Source organism: Synergistaceae bacterium (assembly GCA_017444345.1).
GTDB lineage: Bacteria > Synergistota > Synergistia > Synergistales > Aminobacteriaceae > JAFUXM01.
This window is the reverse complement of record JAFSWW010000099.1, coordinates 24,928-41,894: the sequence shown is the minus strand read 5'-3', so window position 1 is coordinate 41,894 and position 16,967 is coordinate 24,928. Positions and strand designations below refer to the sequence as shown.

Annotated in this window: 21 protein-coding genes; 18 read left to right on the top strand and 3 right to left on the bottom strand. The window is 40.1% G+C overall.

The window, feature by feature from the left end:
- Window positions 1-127 precede the first annotated feature (127 nt).
- Window positions 128-370, bottom strand: a complete 243-nt coding sequence (locus IJS99_07825; protein MBQ7561723.1) for a hypothetical protein — start codon at window positions 368-370, stop codon at window positions 128-130.
- A 311-nt stretch (window positions 371-681) separates the two neighbouring features.
- Here IJS99_07825 and IJS99_07820 point away from each other — a divergent pair, with 311 nt between their 5' ends.
- The 12 genes from IJS99_07820 (at window position 682) to aepY (ending at window position 12,082) form a co-directional block, all read left to right on the top strand.
- Complete coding sequence (locus IJS99_07820; protein MBQ7561722.1) at window positions 682-1,500, top strand: purine-nucleoside phosphorylase; 819 nt, start codon at window positions 682-684, stop codon at window positions 1,498-1,500.
- Between the two features lie 21 nt (window positions 1,501-1,521).
- Complete coding sequence (locus IJS99_07815) at window positions 1,522-2,406, top strand: purine-nucleoside phosphorylase (protein ID MBQ7561721.1); 885 nt, start codon at window positions 1,522-1,524, stop codon at window positions 2,404-2,406.
- 27 nt (window positions 2,407-2,433) lie between these two features.
- On the top strand, window positions 2,434-3,336 hold the full coding sequence (locus IJS99_07810; protein ID MBQ7561720.1) for a M23 family metallopeptidase: 903 nt from the start codon (window positions 2,434-2,436) through the stop codon (window positions 3,334-3,336).
- 2 nt (window positions 3,337-3,338) lie between these two features.
- Complete coding sequence (locus IJS99_07805) at window positions 3,339-4,397, top strand: mannose-1-phosphate guanylyltransferase (GenBank protein MBQ7561719.1); 1,059 nt, start codon at window positions 3,339-3,341, stop codon at window positions 4,395-4,397.
- A 62-nt stretch (window positions 4,398-4,459) separates the two neighbouring features.
- Window positions 4,460-5,182 carry a hypothetical protein gene (locus IJS99_07800; GenBank protein ID MBQ7561718.1) on the top strand — a complete coding sequence of 241 codons (723 nt, stop codon included), beginning with the start codon at window positions 4,460-4,462 and terminating at the stop codon, window positions 5,180-5,182.
- Between the two features lie 119 nt (window positions 5,183-5,301).
- On the top strand, window positions 5,302-5,847 hold the full coding sequence (locus IJS99_07795; GenBank protein ID MBQ7561717.1) for a flavin reductase family protein: 546 nt from the start codon (window positions 5,302-5,304) through the stop codon (window positions 5,845-5,847).
- A gap of 16 nt (window positions 5,848-5,863) precedes the next feature.
- The gene (locus IJS99_07790; protein ID MBQ7561716.1) at window positions 5,864-6,502 is read left to right on the top strand and encodes a SagB/ThcOx family dehydrogenase; all 639 of its coding nucleotides are present in this window, start codon (window positions 5,864-5,866) and stop codon (window positions 6,500-6,502) included.
- A gap of 2 nt (window positions 6,503-6,504) precedes the next feature.
- Window positions 6,505-7,095, top strand: coding sequence for an NTP transferase domain-containing protein (locus IJS99_07785; GenBank protein ID MBQ7561715.1), 591 nt, complete (start codon window positions 6,505-6,507; stop codon window positions 7,093-7,095).
- A gap of 134 nt (window positions 7,096-7,229) precedes the next feature.
- Window positions 7,230-8,534: a phosphoenolpyruvate mutase gene (gene aepX / locus IJS99_07780; GenBank protein MBQ7561714.1), complete on the top strand. Its 1,305-nt coding sequence runs from the start codon at window positions 7,230-7,232 to the stop codon at window positions 8,532-8,534.
- A gap of 23 nt (window positions 8,535-8,557) precedes the next feature.
- Window positions 8,558-9,913, top strand: a complete 1,356-nt coding sequence (locus IJS99_07775; GenBank protein MBQ7561713.1) for a radical SAM protein — start codon at window positions 8,558-8,560, stop codon at window positions 9,911-9,913.
- Between the two features lie 58 nt (window positions 9,914-9,971).
- Window positions 9,972-10,964 (top strand): phosphonoacetaldehyde reductase, encoded by a 993-nt coding sequence (locus IJS99_07770; GenBank protein MBQ7561712.1) that lies wholly within the window; start codon window positions 9,972-9,974, stop codon window positions 10,962-10,964.
- The gene (aepY, locus tag IJS99_07765; protein ID MBQ7561711.1) at window positions 10,964-12,082 is read left to right on the top strand and encodes a phosphonopyruvate decarboxylase; all 1,119 of its coding nucleotides are present in this window, start codon (window positions 10,964-10,966) and stop codon (window positions 12,080-12,082) included. The genes IJS99_07770 and aepY overlap by 1 nt, the downstream gene beginning before the upstream one ends.
- Here aepY and yvcK read toward each other — a convergent pair.
- Together yvcK and rapZ are read right to left on the bottom strand one after the other, a co-directional pair.
- Window positions 12,051-13,148, bottom strand: coding sequence for a uridine diphosphate-N-acetylglucosamine-binding protein YvcK (gene yvcK / locus IJS99_07760; protein ID MBQ7561710.1), 1,098 nt, complete (start codon window positions 13,146-13,148; stop codon window positions 12,051-12,053). The two genes, aepY and yvcK, sit on opposite strands and share 32 nt — an antisense overlap.
- On the bottom strand, window positions 13,145-14,017 hold the full coding sequence (gene rapZ, locus IJS99_07755; protein MBQ7561709.1) for an RNase adapter RapZ: 873 nt from the start codon (window positions 14,015-14,017) through the stop codon (window positions 13,145-13,147). The genes yvcK and rapZ overlap by 4 nt, the downstream gene beginning before the upstream one ends.
- A 143-nt stretch (window positions 14,018-14,160) precedes the next feature.
- Here rapZ and IJS99_07750 point away from each other — a divergent pair, with 143 nt between their 5' ends.
- From IJS99_07750 to IJS99_07725, 6 genes are read left to right on the top strand one after another with little or no spacing between them, the layout of a single operon-like run.
- Window positions 14,161-14,526 carry a hypothetical protein gene (locus tag IJS99_07750; protein ID MBQ7561708.1) on the top strand — a complete coding sequence of 122 codons (366 nt, stop codon included), beginning with the start codon at window positions 14,161-14,163 and terminating at the stop codon, window positions 14,524-14,526.
- Window positions 14,527-14,561: 35 nt separating this feature from the next.
- Window positions 14,562-14,702: a 50S ribosomal protein L34 gene (gene rpmH, locus IJS99_07745; GenBank protein ID MBQ7561707.1), complete on the top strand. Its 141-nt coding sequence runs from the start codon at window positions 14,562-14,564 to the stop codon at window positions 14,700-14,702.
- On the top strand, window positions 14,695-15,051 hold the full coding sequence (gene rnpA / locus IJS99_07740) for a ribonuclease P protein component (GenBank protein ID MBQ7561706.1): 357 nt from the start codon (window positions 14,695-14,697) through the stop codon (window positions 15,049-15,051). The genes rpmH and rnpA overlap by 8 nt, the downstream gene beginning before the upstream one ends.
- Complete coding sequence (gene yidD, locus IJS99_07735) at window positions 15,030-15,260, top strand: membrane protein insertion efficiency factor YidD (protein ID MBQ7561705.1); 231 nt, start codon at window positions 15,030-15,032, stop codon at window positions 15,258-15,260. The genes rnpA and yidD overlap by 22 nt, the downstream gene beginning before the upstream one ends.
- 9 nt (window positions 15,261-15,269) lie before the next feature.
- Window positions 15,270-16,100, top strand: a complete 831-nt coding sequence (locus IJS99_07730; GenBank protein MBQ7561704.1) for a YidC/Oxa1 family membrane protein insertase — start codon at window positions 15,270-15,272, stop codon at window positions 16,098-16,100.
- A gap of 28 nt (window positions 16,101-16,128) precedes the next feature.
- Window positions 16,129-16,947 carry a Jag N-terminal domain-containing protein gene (locus IJS99_07725; protein ID MBQ7561703.1) on the top strand — a complete coding sequence of 273 codons (819 nt, stop codon included), beginning with the start codon at window positions 16,129-16,131 and terminating at the stop codon, window positions 16,945-16,947.
- Window positions 16,948-16,967: the final 20 nt, after the last annotated feature.

The following is a 16,967-nucleotide window of genomic DNA, read 5'->3' as shown; positions in this document are numbered from 1 at the left end:
TATAAAAATTTTAGCAACATGAAAGAATACGCGCAAATTTATGTGTGTTATAATGCGCAAAATATTTATTAACCCGTTCAAGAAAGCAAAGATTTTACTAATACATTTACTAATACAAAAAAGTGCTTTAATTAACGTGGTAGCAAAGACTTATAAATAAAAATTTTTTCGTATCAATGCAATTTTTTCGCGCAAATTTTTTCACGATAAATAATGAGTTCTCAGCAAAAATATTTTCATGAATACTGCAAAATTTTTCACTAACTAATACACTTACAAGCCAGTAAAATATTTTTATTTGCCATGATAAATAACGAGCCCACAGCAAAAATATTTTCATGAATTCCGGCAAATTTTCATAAGATGACATACTTAACAAGCTAGTAAAATATTTTTATTTACCATGATAAATAATGAGTTCGCAGTAAAAATATTTTCATAAGCCCGCACACTTACAAGCCAGTAAAATATTTTTACATGATAGATAACGAGTTTACAGCAAAAATATTTTCATGAGATCTGCACACTTACAAGCCAGTAAAATATTATTTAACGAGTCTGCACACAAAAATTTTATAATCTCTCACGCTTAATAAACTCCCGCAAATTCTCTGAATATAATAATGTTATGTTAGAATAACTTAACTTGTGAATATATAATATAGAGGTGAAATAAATATAATGTCTGAATACACTTACGAGGACGCACGGGAATCACTAAATTATCTCGCGCAATATATAAAAGAAGTTTCTGCCCAGCCGGAAATCGCAGTAGTAACAGGTTCAGGACTCGGAGATATTGCGGACTTTGCAGCAAATAAAATTATAATCGATGTAAAGAATATACCGAATTGGCCGAATTCTACCGCGCCGGGACATTCAGGGAAGATTATTCTCGGAGAAATCGCCGGGAGAAATATAATCATGCTTCAAGGCCGTGTGCATTATTATGAGGGTTATTCTATGAAAGCTGTAACTTTTCCGACTCGAGTTCTCGGAATGATGGGCGTTAAATTTTTGATCGCAACAAATGCGTCCGGAGCAATTAATAAAGATTTCAAGCCCGGTGAAATTATCGCAGTCAGAGATCATATTAATTTTATGGGAGCTAATCCCTTAGTCGGCCCCGATGAACCCCGCTGGAATTCGCGATTTCCTGACATGAGCTGTGCTTATTATCCGGGATTTCTTGACACTCTCAAAAAATTCGGCTTGCGTACTGGAGTCTATGCTGCTTTTATGGGACCTTCTTTTGAGACTCCTGCTGAAATAAGAATGGCCGGGCTTCTCGGTGCTGACTTGGCCGGAATGTCAACGATCCCCGAAGTAGTTGCTGCTAATTCTATGGATATTAAAGTCTGCGTGCTTTCATGTGTCGCTAATATGGCCGCAGGAATAGAATCCGATAAAATTTTGACTGAAGCTGAAGTATTAATGAATATGAAGAAAATTACACCAAAAGTCGCTGATATTATTATAAGATTAATAGAAAGTTTATAGCTTTTAGGGGATTTATTTATTATGAGACAAGTTAAGAAATTTTTTGCGGCTTTATTTATTCTCGCTGCGTTATTAGTAAATGTTTCACTCGCTGAAGAACTAGTAGATTATGACTATGATGACGCCCAGGAAGCACTAAATTATATAAGCCAGTTCGTAAAAGTATCGCCCGATATTGCAATAATAACAGGTTCAGGACTCGGCACTGTAGCAAATATAATCGAGAATCAAATTATTATTGACACTCACGATATACCAAACTGGCCGATTTCAAGAGCACCCGGGCACGAAGGGAGAATAATTCTCGGTCAGATTTCAGGCAAAAATATAATATTACTTCAAGGCCGCGTGCATTATTATTCGGGTTATTCTATGGAGGCCGTTATTTTTCCGATTAGAGTTCTGGGAATTATGGGCGTTAAGAATTTAATAATAACAAATGCAGTCGGAGCTATTAATACAAATTTTAAAGCCGGCGATATTATTGCAATTCGAGATCATATAAATTTATTGCCTAATCCGCTAAGGGGGCGCAATGACAAAAGATTTAACACGAGATTTCCGGATATGACTCAAGTCTATGATAAAAAATTTCTCGCATTTCTTGAATCACTGGGACTCAAAACAGGCGTTTATCTCGCAAATCCCGGCCCTTCTTATGAGACTCCTGCTGAAGTTAATATGCTTAGAATATTAGGTGCTGATCTTGCCGGTATGTCGTCAGCTCCTGAAGCTGTAACAGCTCACGCAATGGGAATAAAAGTTTGTATGCTCTCTTGTGTTGCTAACATGGCCGCAGGAATCGAAAGCGATAAAATTTTAACAGGGCAGGATGTTATTAACGTCATGAGAGAAAATGCAAGTAATCTCGCAAATATCATAGTAAAGTTAATAGAAAGTATTTAGCTTATAAATAAAGGAGATTGATAAAATTTGAGGAAAATATTTATTGCAGCAAGTATAATTTTTTTATTCGCGAGTCCCGTTTTTGCCTCGTCATGGGTGAATTTTCCTGAAAGCTGGGACATAGGCCAAGCATTTGCAGTGTCTATTACTTCAACCGCTGAATATTCAAATCCTGTAGTAACATGGATGAACCGCAAAATTTCTCTTAATGTCGAACAGGGCGGAGCAGGGCGAATCTCTTACGCGTTACTGGGCTCTGACGTTAGAAATATAAAGCCGGGCGATTATCCCATTTTGATAGAGTTCACTCAAGCAAATAAAATTTATAAAGCATCAGGAAATATCAAGCTCAAAGCACGCAAATATCCGCAGGAGCATTTACGAGTCAGCCCTAAAATGGTAAATCCGCCTAAACGCGAATTAAAGCGAATCCGTGAAGAGTCTAAATTAATCGGTGCCGCACTGAAAACTATGACAGTTTCAAGACGATGGACGACTCCGCCTCAACCGCCTTTGAATAATATCACTCTTACAAGTTATTACGGATTGCAGCGAGTCTATAACGGGACTCCCAGAAGCGGACATAACGGCGCAGATTTGAGAGCAGCGAACGGCACAAAAGTTTTAGCTCCATTTGCGGGAACTGTTATATTAACCGGCTTTCACTATTACGCAGGGGGCAGCGTTTATATTGACTCTGGGAACGGAGTAATAACGGCATTCTTTCACCTAAAAGAAATCGACGTAAAGAAGGGCGACAAAGTTGCAAAGGGTCAATTAATTGCGAGATCAGGCAGCACAGGGCGTGTAACTGGACCTCATTTGCATTATAGTTTAATTTTAGGCGGGCAATTTGTCGATCCTATTCCGTTATTGTCAACGAGTATAAATCAAATGTTACAGAAAGGGACTCAATCACAGGTGAATTAAACATGAATATTTACGGGATGATTTTAAGCGGAGGCAGCGGGACTCGTTTATGGCCTCTATCACGTGAGAACATGCCAAAACAATTTTTGAAGCTCCACGGAAATAGAACACTTTTGCAAAATACGGCGTTGAGAATGCTTAATATAGTGCCGCTTGAATCTTTACGTGTTATATCGGGTCAAAAGTGGCATAAATTCGTCGTCAAGCAATTTAATGAGACGTTCGGGCTTGAGAATTTGAGCGAAAATTTTATCATAGAAGAACCCTGCGCACGTGGAACAGCACCGGCAATTTTACTGGCAGTTGACGAATTATTGAGAACTGGCGCGAATTATAATGACGTTATGATTATCGCACCGAGCGACTCATTTATTAAGAATAACAAAATTTTTTGCGATTCCTTGAAGATTGCTATACAGGCGGCAAAAGACGGCTTTATTGCTACACTGGGAATTTCACCGACTCGGCCTGAAACTGGATTCGGCTATATCAAGCAAGGCAACTTTCACGAGGGCGGTTACTGCGAGGCCGCGAATTTCGTGGAGAAACCCGACATTAACACAGCGCGTGAATATTTAGCGAGCAAGATTTATTTATGGAACGGGGGAATCTTTATATTTACTCCTGAGAGTCTTTATCGCGAGCTTGAACACTCTGACCCCGAATTATATGACTTTGCTATGCGTAAAAATTTGCGTGAAGAATTCCCGGATGTTAAAAATATCTCGTTTGATAATGCCGTAATGGAACGTGCAAAAAAAGTCGCTGTCGTGCCTCTTGTTAATTCCGGCTGGTCAGATGTAGGCTCGTGGGACGCTTTGCACGATGATATTCTTGACAATGACGAGAATCAAAATGTTACAGTCGGCTCGTCCATGATTCTTAACAGCAAAAATTGTTTTGTGTACTCAAATGAAAAACTTGCTGTGTTAAACGGCGTTAATGATTTAGTGATAGTAGACTCTCCTGACGCATTATTTATAACTCACAGGGGAGCCTCTCAGGACGTTAAAAATGTCGTGAAGATTCTCAAGGAACGCGGCTTAAATGAAAAAGTTTGATAATATTCATAAATTTTTCACAAATTTTATTATTATAAAATCATGAAAGGTGGTCTTAATTTATGAACATTCAAAATATGATGAGACAAGCGGGTAATACAAACCTTCAGCAGGTAACTCGCAGCAATTCATCACGAACTACTCAGCAAAATCAGCAGGTTCAGCAAGTAACACAGCAAGAACAGCAGGATCAATATATACATCAGGAAGTAATACCAGCAAAAGCAAACGCCGTTATTTATTCGGACGCAAATATTAACGCAAATAATACCGCAGACGGAGAATTTGACGAGAAAGATTCCGAGTCTGTGAGCTTTAACCCTTACACATTTAATCCTGAAGCAATGAACGAGTCCAAGCTCGCAGAAATTCCCCCCGAACGAACAGAAGGTCAGAGCGAGAACGGCGAATTAAGCGAAGAAATGCCCGAATTGCCCCCGATTCCAGAAGAAGAGTCGCCAGCTTCAAATTTAGGTCAGAAATTGCCGGAAAAAGAGAATAACGAGGACTCTCAAGCAAATAATATGACAGTCCGCGCTAATGACTCGCAAAAATCACAGCAAGCAGGCGCACCTATGGCAAAATCAGCAGGCAGTGAAGAGTCAGTCTCGGACTCAGATACAAGCGATGACGAGTCAGAACTTGAATCACTAGAACTCGAACGAGCTAGAATCCGCCAAAATCTCAACACTGAACAGGATATATCAAGAAAAGAATCTTTGCGTGTTGAATTACGTTCAATCGAGAGTCAAATTAGTCAACTTAAAGCCGAATTAAGCAAATAATTTTATCGCAAAAATTTTTATGCCTTCTCGTAAATTATTCGGGAGGGCGTTTTTATGAGTGATATAATTCTTTCATTCAGCTAAACATGAAATCATAAAACTTGAAAGGAGTTATTATTTTGCATAAAGCTATAAATCTAAACGAGTACGCAGGACACATAATAAATTCTTTACAGCATGGAATTTTACTCACAACTAAGGCAAATGACAAAGTCAACACTATGGCTATAGGCTGGGGGACGCTGGGAATAAACTGGACTCGGCCGATTTTTGCGGCGTATATTCGTGAAGGCCGCTACACTCGCAGCTTACTTGATACTAATCCTGAATTCACGGTTAATATTCCGGTCAATATAAATAAAGACTCTCAAAAAATTGCTGCATTTTGCGGTACACGTTCGGGGCGGGATCTCGATAAAATTCAGCTCGCAGGGTTGACTCTTACTGAAAGCGAAAAAATTTCAGTTCCCGGAATTCTGCAATTGCCTTTGACTCTTGAGTGCCGCGTTTTATATAGACAGATTCAAGACCTGCCTTTATTGAATGATGAGAAATTGCGCGACTCTCTTTATCCGCAAAATATTAACAGCACAGCAGCGGGCGCAAATCGTGATGTTCATGTGAGTTATTACGGCGAAATCTTAGCAAGTTATATTATAGAGTAGGAAGGAATAATTTATTATGCGTAAAATTTTAATCAGTGCTTTAATTATTATATTAATTGCCTCGTGTTCATTTGCTGAAGGAGAAATTATAAAGCTCCCTGATCCAGTCAAAACCGGCGGAATGAGTTTGACAGAAGCAATCACTAACAGACATTCAGCGCGTGAATTTGCCGATGTTGATATTTCTTTGCAGGACTTATCTAATTTGTTATATATCACTGCCGGAGTGAACCGCGAAAACGGACTCAGAGTTTACCCCGTCGCTATGGGTATTCAAGACACTTTTATTTACGTCTTCAACCGTGAAGGAGTCTATAAATATGACGCTTTGACTCATTCGCTTGAGTTAATCACTAAGGGCGATCACAGACAAGACACGGGAATGCAGGAATTTGTCGGCCAAGCAGCTGTAAATCTCGCTTATGTGAACGACATAAATTTATGGTCAGGCAGCAAAGCACCTAAAGAATTAATCTCGCGCTGGGTATATGCACACGCCGGGGCGGTCATGCAGAACGCTTATTTATTCGCAGCGTCTCAAGGTTGGAATGCGGTAGTAAGAGGCTCATTTGACGCAAAAAAACTCGGTGAAATTCTCAAGCTCAAAGAAGGACAAAATATTTTATTAATTCACTCAATCGGGCCGAAAAATTAATCATGAAAGCGTTAATACTTAATTCCGGGCTCGGCTCAAGAATGGGCGTTTTGACCAGTGAACAGCCTAAATGCTTAACTGAAATAAAACCGGGTGAGACAATTTTATCGCGTCAATTAAAGCAGCTCGCAGAACTCGGAATCAACGAGATAATTATTACAACTGGATATTGTGAGGGAGTCCTGATGAATTACTGCAGGACTCTTGATTTACCCGTTAATATTAAATTCGTAAATAATCCCGATTATAAGCAGACTAATTATATTTATAGTATTTATCTTGCTCGTGAATTTTTGCGGGACGATGATTTATTATTTATGCACGGTGATTTAGTTTTCGAGAATGAAGCAATTGACAAAATTTTGAGCGAATCCCGTTCAGTCATGGCCGTGTCTTCAAGTGTGCCGCTGCCAGATAAAGATTTTAAGGCCGTTATTGACTCAGATAATAAGATTCTCAAAGTCGGAGTCGAATTCTTTAATAATGCCCTGACTGCACAGCCTTTATATAAGCTCGCAAAAAATGACTGGCTTTTATGGCTCAATAAAATAGAAGATTATTGCAGAAATTACGCAGGGGGGGGGGGGCATTAAATTTTTACGCGGAGAAAGCACTAAACGATTTAGAAGGCCGGTGCAATATTTACGGGTGCGACTTAAGGAATCTATTATGTTCAGAGATTGACACGCCCGAAGATTTAGCAGTTATTAGTTCACGCTTAAAAGAAATAGAGTCACGAACTGTATATATAGGCTTCTCAACGGATATAATTCACGCCGGGCATATCGCAATAATCAAGAAAGCAAAGAGGCTCGGAAAATTAATTATCGGCATTCTATCAGATGAGGCTGTAGCAAGTTTTAAGAGATTCCCCCTCGTTACTTATCAAGACAGGCTCGCAATGTTTGAGAATATTTCAGGAGTCTATAAAGTTGTTGAGCAAAAGACTCTTTCTTACCGCGAAAATTTAGAGATTTACAAGCCCGATATTTTTGTACATGGTGATGACTGGCGGAGCGGCTTTCAGAAACCTATACGCGATGAAGTTGTGAGCATTCTTGCAAGTTACGGCGGGCGGCTCGTTGAATTCCCCTACTCAAAAGATGATAGATTTAGAGAAATAGAGAATCGCGCGCGTTCAGATTTAGCAATGCCCGATATTAGGCGGGGGAGACTCCGGCGGGAACTGGCAATAAAAAATTTTGTTACTGCTATGGAAGCTCATGACGGTTTGACGGGCTTAATTGTCGAGAATACTGTTATTTATCAAGACGGCCAGCCTAGACAGTTTGACTCTATGTGGGTGAGTTCTCTATGTGACAGCACAGCAAAAGGCAAGCCCGATATTGAACTCGTTGACATGACGAGCAGATTTCGCACTATTGAAGATATTATAGAAGTTACTACAAAGCCGATTATTTTTGACGGTGATACAGGAGGCCGCCCCGAACATTTTATATATACAGTCAGGACTCTTGAAAGACTCGGAGTCTCAATGATAATAATAGAAGATAAGACGGGACTCAAGAAAAATAGTTTATTCGGCAATGAAGTAATACAGACTCAGGACTCAATCGAAAATTTTTCAGCTAAGATCCGGGCAGGTAAGAAGGCACAGAAGACTAAAGAGTTTATGATTTGCGCAAGAATCGAGAGTCTTATACTTGAACGGGGACTCGATGACGCATTGACTCGGGCATTTGCATTCACAGAGGCCGGAGCAGACTCAATTATGATACACTCACGCAGCAAGGACCCGGCGGAAATTTTTGCGTTTCTTGATAGATTCAGAGAAAAAGATAAATCTACCCCCGTTGTGTTAGTGCCTACAAGTTTTAACTCAGTCAAAGAAGAAGAATTCAAGGCACGGGGCGCAAATATAATCATTTATGCGAATCACTTAATGCGGGCGGCAGTTCCGGCAATAACTCAAGCAGCCGAGACAATTTTACGCTCTCACAGATCGCAGGAATGCGACAAATTTTTGATGCCGTTCAGGGACATTATTAGGCTTATTCCTGCCCCTGAATAATATAAAGGAGGTATTAATTTACCATGTGCGGCAAAATGGGAAAGGATGTAGACCTTCAGGAGCGAGTCAGACTCAAGAAGGCCGACCGGGAAGAGCTTTATTCTTTAGAGCCTCCATTCCCGAAAACTAATTTTTTAATGGAGCTTTCTAATGTGTGTAATCATGCTTGTATATTCTGTGCTCATCAGAAAATGCGGCGGAAAGTCTCAAAGATGGACAAGGCGAAAGGCTTTGATATTTTGCGTCAGGCCTATGAACTGGGAACGCGTGAAGTAGGATTTTATGCGACCGGCGAACCCTTTTTAGTTCCTGAATTACCGGAATTTATAGCTAAGGCAAAAGAAATCGGCTATACTTATGTATATTTGACTTCTAACGGATCACTTGCAACTCCGGAAAAGATTCGCGCTGTAATTGACTCGGGACTAGACAGTATAAAATTTTCAATCAATGCACCGCAGAAAAAATTATACAAGTTCATTCACGGCCGGGACGATTTTGACACTGTCATGAATAATTTGCGCTATCTCAATCAATACAGGCAGGAATCCGGCAAGAATTACAAAATTTACGTAACTGGAATCTTGACTCGCTTCACTGAAAATTTACGAGACAAATATTTTGAAGTCTTTAAAGGTTTAGCGGATCAAATCGTGTTTAAATACGTCTATAATCAGGGCGGTTATATGCCTGAAATAGATAAATATCTGCGCTGTGATTGTGATGACGAGGTTAAACGCCGCTGTAATTTGCCATTTGACGCAATTTCTGTAACTCAAGAAGGTTATTTATCGATTGAGAATGCAGATTACGAGAATATGTTAATAGTAGCAGATTTAAATAAAGTCTCGCTCAAAGAAGGCTGGTACGGTGAAAAAATGAAGGACATGCGCCGGAGATTCATGGAAAATGATTTAGGCGGGACTCTCTGCGACGGCTGTGTGAATCATGAGAATCGCCCGGCAAAAGCAATTACTCCGGAATGTTCGGACGTTAAAGGCGATTATATTTTTGACGACTCTCAAGTAAGAGAAAGACTCAAGAATTCAGATTTAACTGTTTATGTTCCCATGTCAGCTGATATAATTCACCCGGGACATATAAATATTTTGAGGACTGCCGCGCGTTATGGCCGAGTCATTGTCGGACTGTTCAGCGATGAAGCAATCTCGTCATATAAGCCTAAGCCATATATGAATTATGAACAGCGTAAAATCGTACTCGAAAGCATTAAATATGTCGATGAGATAATACCGCAGAAAACTAAGGACTATGACGAGAATATAAGAAATCTCAAGCCCGCCCACGTTGTGGGTTTCCCAGCGAATTTTATGGTACACGGTAAAAACTGGCACAAAAATTTTTATAATTTCCAGTAACTTCCCAATGATTTATAAATAAATATTTTAGCAGCAAATTTTTAGGGAGGACTCCTAAATGCAGCAAATATTAAATAATTATGACGAACTTCAAAGAATTTTACAGGATAAAACAATTTTATTTATTCATGGTAAATCAGCCGAGAAATTTTCACGTGTTTATGAGTGCTTGAGAGATAAGCGAGTCTTTCACTTTACGAGCTTTACACCTAATCCCATAATAGAAGACGCAAAGGCAGCAAGTAATTTTTTCACTCTCAATAAATGCGGCATTATATTAGCAGTAGGGGGCGGTTCTGCAATCGATACAGCAAAATATGTAAAGTTGAATAATCCTGACTCTATGCTTGTTGTTATTCCTACGACGGCAGGATCAGGCAGCGAGGCTACAAAATTTGCGGTGCTCTATGAGGGCGGCAAAAAGTTATCAATCACTGACGAAAAAATAATCCCTGACTCTGTATTATTTGACTCGGAATTGTTAAAATATCTGCCCGATTATCATCGCAAATCTTCAGCCTTAGACGCATTCTCGCATTCTTTAGAGTCCTTCTGGTCAGTCAACGCGGACGAATCCAGCAAAAAATTTTCTCGTGAAGCTCTCACAAATATAACTCGTTTGCTTGAGAATTACCCGGGCTCATATAATCCTGAAGAAATGCTAAAGAATTCATATTTAGCAGGTCAAGCAATTAATTTAGCTCAGACTACGGCAGGACACGCAATGTGCTACAAAATCACGGGGTTATATAATATTGCACACGGACACGCGGCGGCATTGTGCAACCGGGTATTATTCAAGTGGCTGATAAAACATGAAAATTTGCCCGTCCTGAATGATATAGCAGCTTGCATGAATTGCGGGAGTCCGGAAAAAGCAGCCGAAAAATTTAGTGCCATATTTATGCGTCTTGGCCTAGAGATCCCGGAAGCGAACGAACAGGAAATTAATATATTATCAGCAAGCGTGAATCCTGAACGATTAAAGAATTTTCCGGCAAAATTAGATTTATTCACTATAAAAAATTTATACAGGGAGATATTGAATTAATGGACGTTAAAAATTTTGTTGAGGTTATAAATTGCGATTTCTACACGGGAGTCCCTGACAGCCAGTTAAAAGCACTGTGCAATTATTTAATAAATACTTATGGAATGAATAATAACAATCATCACATAATAGCAGCGAACGAGGGCAATGCGGCGGCCATAGCAGCAGGTTATAATTTGGCAACCGGGCAATTTGCGGCCGTATACATGCAAAATTCAGGGCTCGGAAATATCGTGAATCCTTCAGCAAGTTTATTAAATCCTAAAGTCTATAACATTCCCGCTATATTCATAATCGGCTGGCGTGGCGAACCCGGAGTCCATGACGAACCGCAGCATATTTATCAGGGGAGAATTACTCTGAAACTATTAGACGATTTAGGCATAAAATTTTTTGTGCTTAATCAAGATACGAGTCAGCAGGAATTATATAATGTCATGAAAGATTTTAGAGTCGAGCTAAATAATAATAACTGTGTTGCTTTCGTAGTTCGTAAGGACGCATTAACTTATGACGAAAAAGTTTTATATAATAATGATTATATTATGACTCGTGAAGAAATTATCAGGCATATTATAAAATTTTCGGGCGATTCTCCCATCATCAGCACTACAGGGAAGACAAGCCGCGAATTATTCGAGTTAAGAGAGACTCACGAACGGGATTTCTTGACAGTCGGCTCAATGGGTCATGCGTCAAGTATTGCACTCGGAGCTGCGTTAAATCAGCCCGGAAAAAAATTTTTCTGCATAGACGGGGACGGGGCGGCACTTATGCATTTAGGCTCGCTGGCTGTAATAGGCAGTCTAGCACCTAAAAATTTAGTTCACATTGTAATAAATAACTCTGCTCATGAAAGTGTCGGAGGTCTTCCCACTGTAGCAAGTAAAATAAATTTGCCCGGAATCGCAAAATCCTGCGGCTATGTAAATATTTTCAGCGTAAATGATTACGACTCCCTTGATCAGGCTTTGAAGATAGCAAGAGAGTCAGACGAGTTAGCATTTATTGAGGCAAAATCACAAATTAAATCGCGTGAAAATCTAGGAAGACCTACAACAAGCGCACTAGATAATAAACTAGAATTCATGAAATTTCTTGCTCGTCAATCTTCCTGAAGAGCTTAAATACTATCGAGGCCAATTTTTGCGGGTCATGCCTGATAAAGCGGCCTTTTTCCGTATTTATCACTGCAACTGTAGGAGTCTCAACGCAAATACAGCCCATATTCTTTATAATTTCTCGCTGGTGATAATCAAGATATAACGGAGTCGCCCCGTCCTGTTTATATGCTTGAATAATATCATCGGGAATTTTTTCGCTGTTCACTATCACAAAATCAGGTACGCAGCCGAGTGCAGCACTAAGCCATTCTAAATGTTGTACTACGTTCATATCTTGAGTCTCTTCAGGCTGAGTCATTAAGTTGCAGATATAAATTTTAGGAACTCTTGAATCTTTTATCTTGTCGGCAAAATCAGGCAGCAATAAATTCGGAATCACGCTCGTGAAAAGACTCCCCGGCCCTAATAAAATTACGTCGGCTTCATTAACTGCACTGACAACTTCAGGGAGGGGCTTTGCGTTTACAGGTTCGAGCCAAATTTCTTGCAATGATGCGCCATGTTTGGAAATATCGAGCTCGCCTTTAACCTGCTGGCCGTCCTTAGTTTTGCCCATTAAAGTAATTCCTTCAGTTGTAACAGGTAAGACCCGCCCCCTAATTGACAGCAAGTGATTCATTTTTTCGACTGCCAGACTGAAATCTCCGCACATTTCTGTAACAGCAAGTAATAATAAATTGCCCAGACTATGGCCGGATAATTCCCCGCGGTCAAATCTGAAGTCTAAAATTTTCTTGAGCTCGTTATCATTCTCAGCAAGCGCGACTATACAGTTACGAACATCGCCGGGCGGTAACATCCCCCATTCATTGCGAATCCGGCCGGAGCTGCCTCCCTCGTCTGTTACTGCTACAACTGCTGTAATATTTCGCGTGAATGCCTTGATACCCCGCAAAAGTGTTGATAATCCCGTTCCGCCTCCGATTGCTAGAATATACGGCCCGTTTGAGAGTCTTTTATTTATTGCGCGTTCGATTACTGGAGTCGATTTAAATTTTATCCGCCCGAACATGAATAATATTAATAGAGTCGTGAAGACTCCTAGAAAAAAATAACTCATTGATGCCCGTGCCCCTTATCGCGGTGAATAACGCAGACTCCTTCATAAATTTTTGAGTAGATTTCATACAGCCATTCAGCAACTGCTACGGATCTATGACGGCCCCCCGTACAGCCTACTGCAATATGAAGCTGGCCGCGTACATTATTCAGGAATTCAGGAATCGCAAAATCAAGAAAATTTCTTGCAAGTTCTATAAATTTATTAGTCTCGTTAAATTCAAGCAAATAATCTTTAACGGGCTTATCTGTTCCGGTCAAATTTTTCAGCTCGTCAAGATAATACGGATTAGGCAGGCAGCGAACATCAATAACAAAACTTGCATCTTGAGGGACTCCGTATTTATAACCGAATGAGCTGATTAAAATCGAGATTCCGCCGTCAAGCTCAAAGAATTCTTTTAGCAATCTCTCTCTATGCTGGTGTAAATCCATCATTGAAGTATCTATTACTATATCGGCTCGGTCTAACACTGGCGATAATAAATCACGTTCGGCTAAAATTCCTTCAAGAGTCGACATTCCTTTATTCAACGGGTGAACTCGTCTTGTGCGTTCATAGCGGCGTAATAATTCCTCGTCTGAAGCGGTCAAAAATATTACTTTAACGACTCCTCCCCATGCCTGCGAAATTGTATCGATGACATTAACAAAATTGCTGCTTACATTGCGAACGTCTACAGTGGCCACGACTCCGCGACTCTTTGCTGCCTCCGGGCGTTCTGATATGAGAGTGAATAACTGCGGCAGTAATTCCGGCGGTAAATTGTCAATCGTGATAAATCCAAAGTCTTCTAAAACTTTTAGAGTCATTGTTTTGCCTGCTCCGCTCATGCCTGTAACTATTACAAATTGTTTTGAGTCTTTCAATTAAATTTTGCACCTCCTATGTAATTATTATAATATTGTAGCACCTGACAAAATTAATAGCTTTATCTTTCAGCTGTGTTATAATTCTTGAGTTCATAATTATTTTTATGCGGCTTTAATATTTATAAGGAGGATTTTATTTCATGAAAAAATTTTTATGCGGGCTGTTATTAGCTTTGCTTGTTATATCGTCTGTATCAACGGCATTTGCCGGCCGTCAAGATTTTCTGCTTAAGAATGAGACCGGGAAGACTATAATTGCTTTCTGGGTTAGTCCTGCCAAAGATAATAAATGGGATCCTGAAGTCGATAAAGTTACACCTTGGAAAGATTTGCCGACCGGTGAAAATTGCACAGTTGAATTCAATCCTAACAAGAATAAAAATGTCGAACACTGGGATTTACGGGCAGATTTTGAAGATAATACTTATACAGAGTGGCATGACTTTGATTTATTCAAGACATATACAGTAACGCTCAATAAAGACGGCACAGCGACCGGCGAATAAGTAAATATTTTAAGAGAGGAGCATATATATACATCATGAAAAAGGGAACATTTCAACCGCATGTATTACCGAGAAGACGCAAAATAGGTTTCCTTGCAAGATCGGCATCAGCATCAGGGCGCAAGATTCTTCGCAACAGACGACGCGTAGGACGTAAATGTTTGACCCGTGCCTAATGTTCATAAGCTGAAAAAAGGATGGGAATTTGATCAGATTTTCCGCACTGGCATAAAAGTTAATGGCGAGCTGGTGCGGCTGCTTTATCTGAAGGAAGACTCGGACTCGATAAAAATCGGACTCGCAGTCGGTAAACATCAGGGGAAGGCACATATCAGGAACAGGGGCAAAAGAATCTTGCGTGAGGCATTCAGACAATTAGCAAATAAAATTATACCGGGCGTGCAGTTAGTTCTAAGTCTCAAGGATAAAGGACTCGCCTCAAAGACGCAGGATATTCACAGGGAATTATTTAATTTATTAAGACGAAAAAATTTATTATTATCATGTTATCCCGTCTCGCAATAATATTAATTCGCATTTATCAAATATTTATATCGCCATTTATCGGAGCGCACTGCAGATTTTATCCGACATGTTCAAATTATGCCCTGAGCGTCTATAAAGAATGGGGATTTTTCCGGGGGACTTGGCTGACTTTAAAGCGGCTCATTAAGTGCGGGGCGTGGAATCCGGGCGGAGTCGATTTACCGCCTAAAAAAATTTATACGAGGTGAAATTATAGAATGTGGGCACAAGCTAAGGCATTATTACTCGGCTTACTTCAATTTATACACAATGCAATAACAAGTATAGGGATCGGCACAAATTTTGCGTGGGGACTTGCGATTATAGCACTGACTTTACTTGTAAGACTCGTTATGCACCCATTGACTCAGAAACAAATGACGAGTATGCAGAAGATGCAGAAATTACAGCCTCAAATTAAAGTTTTGCAGGAAAAATACGGCGATGATAAGGACACTTTAAATCGCGAGACTATGGCACTCTACAAAGAAAATAAAGTAAATCCTGCGAGCGGCTGCCTTCCGTTATTGATTCAGTTGCCGATATTTATTTTACTTTACGGAGTATTATATGACTTAACAAAGACAGAGGCATTTACGAACGTTACATTTTTCGGGGTGAATCTCGGCGGGAGTGTCTTAACAACTGTTGCAAACGCTTTGAATCTCGTCGACGAGGCCGGAGTCAAGATTCCTGATGAACAGCTCGGAGTCGTTATGGTATTCTTATCGTCATTTACAAATCTTGGCCTGTTATTCTCGAATATAAGCATGTGGATATTTAATTTTATATTATTAATATTAATTGCGTGGCTCACATGGTATCAACAGCATTTAACGAGCGCGGGGAATCCTCAAATGTCAATGATGAACTGGTTCATGCCGTTATTTTTGACATTTATATGCTTTGGACTTCCGGGCGGCGTGCTGCTTTACTGGGGGGTCTCGTCATTAATGGGAATAATTCATCAGGTCAGAATCTCGCGCAAAACGACTGAAGAAATGAAGCAGAAACCTACTCTATATCAGGAGAAGCCGAAAAATAAATAAATTATAATTTTATAAGGGGGTATTATGATTGATTCAGGAGGAAAAATTAACGATTGAGGCAGCTGACATTGACGAAGCACTAAAAGAGGCCTCGCAAAAATTAGGAGTCCCACGTGAAGAACTCAAGGCAGAAATTATAAGCTTTGAACGCGGGGGATTTCTGGGACTATTCGGCAGCAAAAAATTAACTGTTGAAGTAACTTATTCGCGCGAGTCTCAAGATTTTGAACCTGAAGACGATAACGAGAATGACGAGAACGCAAATAATTCTAATTATAACGACATGCGGCCAAGTTCTGATTTAATTTTGTACGGAGTCGAATTTGTGAATAATGCATTAAAGCTCATGGACTTCAACGCGGAGGCAGTTATAAGCGAGTCAGCAAGAAATACTATAGAAATCACCGGAGATGATGCTGTTGATTATGTTGTAGGACGTTACGGGGACGCGTTAAAATCTCTTGAATATCTCGTAAATTTGGCTCTAAGAGACCCGCGAAGAGAACCCCGAATCAAAATAGATAGCAGCGGTTATCGTGAACGCAGGACAAAGAGTCTCGAACGTTTAGCAGAAGCAACAGCAAGACAAGCCGTAAAATTCGGCCGCCCGGTGAGACTCGAACCTATGGCAAGCTGGGAACGCTGGGTAATTCACACGACTTTGAAGGATCGCGACGACGTAAGCACGGAGTCAATAGGTGAGCCTCCATTAAGAAAAGTTGTTATAATGCCTCGTTATGACTCAAAGCCTGATATACCGCCGGGGCCTGCAACTATGAGAATCAGAGCACAGAGAGACCGGGCAGCACAAAATAATAATCGCAATATGAGACGATTCAGCAAATAATTTGATTCCCCCTTTTTGCT

What these genes read in the sequence shown, in the direction of transcription:
- IJS99_07825 (MBQ7561723.1), bottom strand. Translation starts at nt 370, where the DNA reads ATGTCATCTTATGAAAATTTGCCGGAATTCATGAAAATATTTTTGCTG.
- IJS99_07820 (MBQ7561722.1), top strand. Translation starts at nt 682, where the DNA reads ATGTCTGAATACACTTACGAGGACGCACGGGAATCACTAAATTATCTC.
- IJS99_07815 (MBQ7561721.1), top strand. Translation starts at nt 1,522, where the DNA reads ATGAGACAAGTTAAGAAATTTTTTGCGGCTTTATTTATTCTCGCTGCG.
- IJS99_07805 (MBQ7561719.1), top strand. Translation starts at nt 3,339, where the DNA reads ATGAATATTTACGGGATGATTTTAAGCGGAGGCAGCGGGACTCGTTTA.
- IJS99_07800 (MBQ7561718.1), top strand. Translation starts at nt 4,460, where the DNA reads ATGAACATTCAAAATATGATGAGACAAGCGGGTAATACAAACCTTCAG.
- IJS99_07790 (MBQ7561716.1), top strand. Translation starts at nt 5,864, where the DNA reads ATGCGTAAAATTTTAATCAGTGCTTTAATTATTATATTAATTGCCTCG.
- IJS99_07785 (MBQ7561715.1), top strand. Translation starts at nt 6,505, where the DNA reads ATGAAAGCGTTAATACTTAATTCCGGGCTCGGCTCAAGAATGGGCGTT.
- IJS99_07775 (MBQ7561713.1), top strand. Translation starts at nt 8,558, where the DNA reads ATGTGCGGCAAAATGGGAAAGGATGTAGACCTTCAGGAGCGAGTCAGA.
- IJS99_07770 (MBQ7561712.1), top strand. Translation starts at nt 9,972, where the DNA reads ATGCAGCAAATATTAAATAATTATGACGAACTTCAAAGAATTTTACAG.
- aepY (MBQ7561711.1), top strand. Translation starts at nt 10,964, where the DNA reads ATGGACGTTAAAAATTTTGTTGAGGTTATAAATTGCGATTTCTACACG.
- yvcK (MBQ7561710.1), bottom strand. Translation starts at nt 13,148, where the DNA reads ATGAGTTATTTTTTTCTAGGAGTCTTCACGACTCTATTAATATTATTC.
- IJS99_07750 (MBQ7561708.1), top strand. Translation starts at nt 14,161, where the DNA reads ATGAAAAAATTTTTATGCGGGCTGTTATTAGCTTTGCTTGTTATATCG.
- rpmH (MBQ7561707.1), top strand. Translation starts at nt 14,562, where the DNA reads ATGAAAAAGGGAACATTTCAACCGCATGTATTACCGAGAAGACGCAAA.
- yidD (MBQ7561705.1), top strand. Translation starts at nt 15,030, where the DNA reads ATGTTATCCCGTCTCGCAATAATATTAATTCGCATTTATCAAATATTT.
- IJS99_07730 (MBQ7561704.1), top strand. Translation starts at nt 15,270, where the DNA reads ATGTGGGCACAAGCTAAGGCATTATTACTCGGCTTACTTCAATTTATA.